The following is a 5,055-nucleotide window of genomic DNA, read 5'->3' on the forward strand; positions in this document are numbered from 1 at the left end:
GATGTCATCGGTCATCTCCGCATCGCCGAGAACGAACTGATCGCCCGAACTCTCCCGCAACGACACCGAAACCATGCCTGAACAGCGGAAACTCAACGGTCAGGTCCGGAAAGACAACGGCTTCTCATTCCAGTAGTCGCTGTGACCCTCGGTGTCCGTGCCCATCTGGTTGGCGCCGAAGCGCTCGTCGCTGGGAATCGTCCATGGGCCGTCCCAGTCGGTCCCGCCGTGCCCGAAACGACCGAGGTCCGGGACGACATCCCCGTCGGCCTCCTGGTTCCAGACGTGCCCTTTCGGGACATCCATCTGATCGGCCTTGCTCACCTGCACTCCGGGGCTGCCCGCGAGGACCACGTCGTCCACGTTCAGGTCGCCTTGCCGGGCCGCGGACCCGATGAGGGTCGTGCCGTACGAGTGGCCGATCGCTGTGCGATGAGGGTCCGAATCGACGGTACGGGACGCGTCGAGGCCGTCGAGGAACTGGTTGTAGGCCGGGGCGCCGTCATTCGCGTAGTGGCTGAATGGTGCGTCCTGGGCGATGCTCTGCGGCGCGTCGTATCCGAGCCATGTGATCGTGGAAACCGAGTCATCGCCGGGCGAGCCGTCGGCCGCGCGCCACACATTCACCATCCGGTCGATGTCTCCACCGATGCTGCCCAGGTTCGACGTCGTACCCGGCACATACACCGCCTGGTGATCGGCCGTGTCCGGATTGCCGTTCGCCACGACGGCACGGCCAGTGCCTTCCGCACTGAATCCGAGCAGGTACGCCTCGGGCAGCCCTTTGATCCCCGTGCTGTCGAAGCGGTCCTCGATCGCCTGCATCCCCTTCATGGAACTGTCGGCGCGCGCCTTCTGGGCGCCGTACTTCTCGTTCCACTTGGTCCAGCCGGCGTTCTGGATGACGGCCGGATAGGAGCCATTGGGATTGGCGGAGTACTTCGCGGGCTCGGCAGGAATCTTGTCGAGTTCAAGCTGTACCTGCGCCTTGGCCTCCGCCAGCACCATGCGGTTGGCCTGGTCACGGACCTCCGCGGGCAGGCCGTCCAGCTTTCCGACCGAGGCGGTCTCCGTGGAAAGGTAGGCGGACTGCTCTTCCGGGCTGAGCCCCTTCCACCACGACGCGTTGTCCTTCGGACTGCCGCCCTTCGGGGCTTCCGGCAGAGAGTCGATGTAGCTCTTGCCCGCCTCTCGGACCCCGCCCACTCCGACCAGCCCGTGCCGTCGGCGGTTGACGCGAACGATTTGCAGCACCCGTTGCCGGCGAGGGCGCGTTGGCGGCTGAAGTCCACGAACGTGCCCCGCGTCGCCATCACCGTCACGCCACCGGCCAGCGCCATCGTGCACTCGCCCTTGCGCAGCGACTGCACCGCCAGGTGCAGGGCGACCAGCGACGACGAACACGCCGTATCCACCGTGACGGCGGGGCCTTCGAGACCGAAGGTGTACGACACCCGGCCGGAGACAACGCTGCCCGAGTTTCCGATACCCAGAAACGCTTCCACGCCCTCGGGCACCGCGGCGAGGCGAGCCGCGTAGTCGTGGTACATCAGACCCGCGAACACGCCCGTGCGGCTGCCGCGCAGCGTGGCGGGGTCGATGCCCGCCCGCTCGAGCGCCTCCCACGAGGTCTCGAGGAGCAGCCGCTGCTGCGGATCCATCGCCAGCGCTTCGCGCGGCGAGATCCCGAAGAAGGCCGGGTCGAAGTTTCCCGCGTCGTGCAGGAATCCGCCTTCTTCCGTGGCGGATTTGCCGTCCTGGCCGGAGTCGGCCTCGTAGAGATTGCCGAGATTCCAGCCACGGTCGGTCGGGAATGCGGAGATGCCGTCGGTTCCGGTGGAGACGAGCTGCCACAAATCCTCGGGGTCGGCCACTCCGCCCGGATATCGGCAGCTCATTCCCACGATCGCAATAGGCTGCTGATCCTGGGCCTCGATGTCACGGAGGCGCTGTCGCGTACGGCGCAAATCTGCGGTCGTCCGCTTCAGGTACTCACGGAGCTTCTCTTCGTTGTCCACTCAACCCAACCCGTCGCGGCGGTCAGCAGGTGAATATCGACCCACCGTCAAAGGTTCCGTCAACATGGGAAATCGGCTCAGCAATCAGCGCGAATTCCTTCCGGTGATGTCGCGGTGCCGCTACTCCGAAGCACTCCGAAGCACTCGAATTGATCCCCTTACTCGGGGAATCTACGGGGGGGTTAGTCGAACCGGACAACCCCTAAGGGCTGTCCCGCAATCCCTGGCAGGCGCACGACGACAGCTACGGCACCTCGCCGCGTTGTCGGAACGCCCGAATACGTCCAGTATGCGAACGTCCCTCCGCCTTGCGATGCACCGCATCTGACGCCGTGCGCTGATCCACCAGGGATTACGGGACAGCCCTTAGGGGGTTCGCTCAGCCCCCTACCCCGAAGCTCCTTACCCAGGGTGCGCGCCCCGGGCGAGGAGAACCGCGCCACGCAAGGACGACAGGCCGCCGAGCGCGGCGGCGCGTACTGGGGCGACGGGGTGGCCCGATCTGGCGAGCGCGTGGGCTCTGGACGCCACCATGTCGGCGAAGCCGGGGAGTCCGTCGGCGAATCCGCCACCGATCAAGGCCAGTGCGGGGTGGACGAGTTCGTTGAGGTTGACGAGGGCGACTGCCAGGGCATCGCAGCTCCCCCCGACCACGGTCACGGCCCAGTCCCGCTCCTGACGAAGGCCTTCCGTCAATACGGCGAAGCTCACGGGCTCACCTCGCAGCCGGCCGGCCCGGCGCAGGGTGGCCGGGCCGGAGGCGACGGCCTGCACGCAGCCGCGTCGTCCGCAGTCACACAGCGGCCCCGCGAGGTCGACGATCACATGGCCGACCTCGCAGGAGCCGCGGGCGGTTCCGGGGCAGGGGCGTCCGTCGAGGACGATGCCGCCGCCGATGCCGGTGCCGACGCCGAGGTAGACGACGTCCTGGCAGTTCGCCTCGTCCGCCTCGGCGAGGGCGGCCAGGTCTCCGTCGTCCGCCCAAAGCACCGAGCTCCGAGGGAAGAGGGAGTGGAGTGCGGCGCGCAGGTCCAGTCCGGTCCAGCTGGGGCGGCCGGGCCACGTGGTCACCCGGCCCGCCGGGTCGACGGTCGCCGGCATGGCGACGCCGACCGCCTCGACAGGCTGCGGGATGTCGTCTAGCAGCGCGCGGACGTTCCTGGCGAGGGCCTCCAGATCATCCGCGACACTGCTCGTCCGCGGCCACGAGAAGACCGCGGTGCGTGGCTGTGTGCCGCCGTCGCCACTGTCGGTCTGCAGGGCAACCTTGGTGCCCCCGACGTCGATTCCCAGATACGTCACGCCGGCGAGGCGACGATGTCGAGGTTGAGGGTCAGGTAGCGGGCGGTCATGCCCTTGTCGGCCGTGATGCCGAACGCGTACCGGTCGATCTTCGTGGTGGCGCGGAAACGGATCCCTTCCGGGCCGCTTTCAGACTGTTCGATGGAGAGTTCCACCGGCTGGGTCGTGGCACGGACCGTCAGTTCGCCGTGCAGGGTGTACGTGCCCTGGGACTCGCGTACGGCGTCGAAGGTGAAGGAGATACAGGGATGCGCGGCGGTGGCCAGGTACTTGTCCGAGCGTACGACCTTGTCGCGCGAGTCATTGCCCGTGGTGAAACTGTCGGCGTCGATGACGGCCGTCGCACCGGATTCCGTGGCCTCGGCCGCGACCCGGATCTGGCCGGTGAGGACGGAGAAGGCGCCATCGACGCCCCCGAGGCCGAAGGCGTGTCGGGTACGGAAGGTGACGGTGCTCCGGCCGGAGTCGATGGTGTAGGTGCCGGGGGCCGGCACGGTCAGGGAGTTCGCTGCTGTCTGTGACACGTTGTTTCCTTTGTGGGGGAATTCGGGGGAATCCAAGGGAATGAAGTTCAGCCGCAGCCGAGTTGGGCTCGTTCAGCCTTGACTACATCACTCTTGACTACATCACTTCGGAGATCCACAGGCAGGTCCTTGCGCCGCTTCACGTTGAGCTTCCGGTAGACGCGTGTGAGGTGCTGCTCGACGGTGCTCGCGGTGATGTGCAGCTTGCTCGCGATCTCGCGGTTGGTGCAGCCCATGACTGCCAGCGACGCGACGCGCCGTTCCGAGCCGGTGAGTGAGGTGATCCCGTCGGTGCTGCCGGAGGCCGTCTCGAGGCTGCTGAGGTCACCCGTGGCCGACAGGAGTTCCTTCGTCAGCGGACCGGCGTCGCACAGATTGGCCACGTGCCAGGCCCGGCGGAAGATCATGCGGGCCCGCCGGTACTCCTCGAGCTGGTGGTAGCTGCGGCTGAGGTCCACGAGGACTCTCGCCTGCTCGTAGCGGTCGCCGCAGTCCTCCAGCAGATCGAGCGCCTCGGTGAGTAGGTCGGGACGTCTGGCGGTGAGGCCCGTCGCGGCGAGCAGTCGCAGGGCCGACCCGCGGATGCGCGGCCGGTCCCGGGTCTGCGTGACCGCACGCTGGGCGAGGACGAACGCACCATCGTGCACGAGAACGTCGCCCGGGTGCGGGCCACGCTGGACTGGATCGAGACCGCGGTCGACACCGGCAAGGTCGACATGGACGACGAACTCGCCCGCATGCTGCGGAGCGAGTAGGCATGCCCCGCGCCTCACGGCGCCAGGGGGACGCCGCCCAGCGGCACGCCGACACCCTGCGGTTCGTGCTGTTCGAGGCCAGACCCGCGGGCCTGCTGTTCCGCCAGCTGGCAGGCGCCAGTGAACTGTCCCCGAGCCAGGTCAGAGCAGGGCTCGCCTGCCTGCGTGATCTCATCGCCCAGAAGGGCTGGCCGCCGCTTATCTGGACCAGAGCCGATGGCTATCAACTCGGCGCGGAGCGAGCCGCGTTGGAGGCATACGAACGGACCGTGCTCTCCGAGAAACTCACCGAATTCCGCCGGTTCATCACCGGCACGGTCGCCCCGCACGCGACCGCCCACCCGAACGACAAATGGATCAAACACATCGTCGCCCAACTCAACTCGATCGAATCCACTCTCGACCTCGTCGTCAGTTCCTGATCCGCTGCGGGGGGTTGCCCGGCCTTGGCCGGGC

At 67.5% G+C, this 5,055-nt stretch carries 5 protein-coding genes and 2 pseudogenes; 2 read left to right on the forward strand and 5 right to left on the reverse strand.

Features of this window, described 5'->3' with window-relative positions:
• Positions 1-99: 99 nt before the first annotated feature.
• The 5 genes and pseudogenes from QMK30_RS38020 to QMK30_RS38040 all read right to left on the reverse strand — a co-directional run bounded on the left by QMK30_RS38020 (position 100) and on the right by QMK30_RS38040 (position 4,251).
• Complete coding sequence (locus QMK30_RS38020) at positions 100-1,008, reverse strand: alpha/beta hydrolase (RefSeq protein ID WP_349362166.1); 909 nt, start codon at positions 1,006-1,008, stop codon at positions 100-102.
• A 65-nt stretch (positions 1,009-1,073) separates the two neighbouring features.
• Positions 1,074-2,018: pseudogene (locus tag QMK30_RS38025) on the reverse strand (beta-ketoacyl synthase N-terminal-like domain-containing protein); the annotation flags it as partial.
• 402 nt (positions 2,019-2,420) lie between these two features.
• Positions 2,421-3,320, reverse strand: a complete 900-nt coding sequence (locus tag QMK30_RS38030; RefSeq protein ID WP_283522901.1) for an ROK family protein — start codon at positions 3,318-3,320, stop codon at positions 2,421-2,423.
• Positions 3,317-3,844, reverse strand: a complete 528-nt coding sequence (locus QMK30_RS38035) for a YceI family protein (protein WP_283522902.1) — start codon at positions 3,842-3,844, stop codon at positions 3,317-3,319. The genes QMK30_RS38030 and QMK30_RS38035 overlap by 4 nt, the downstream gene beginning before the upstream one ends.
• 47 nt (positions 3,845-3,891) lie before the next feature.
• The gene (locus QMK30_RS38040) at positions 3,892-4,251 is read right to left on the reverse strand and encodes a helix-turn-helix domain-containing protein (RefSeq protein WP_283522904.1); all 360 of its coding nucleotides are present in this window, start codon (positions 4,249-4,251) and stop codon (positions 3,892-3,894) included.
• Positions 4,252-4,422: 171 nt separating this feature from the next.
• Here QMK30_RS38040 and QMK30_RS38045 point away from each other — a divergent pair.
• Positions 4,423-4,599 (forward strand): annotated as a pseudogene (locus tag QMK30_RS38045) (DUF6192 family protein); the annotation flags it as partial.
• 2 nt (positions 4,600-4,601) lie between these two features.
• The gene (locus QMK30_RS38050; protein WP_283522903.1) at positions 4,602-5,021 is read left to right on the forward strand and encodes a RacP protein; all 420 of its coding nucleotides are present in this window, start codon (positions 4,602-4,604) and stop codon (positions 5,019-5,021) included.
• The last annotated feature ends 34 nt before the right edge of the window (positions 5,022-5,055 follow it).

This window comes from Streptomyces sp. H27-C3 (assembly GCF_030063415.1).
GTDB lineage: Bacteria > Actinomycetota > Actinomycetes > Streptomycetales > Streptomycetaceae > Streptomyces.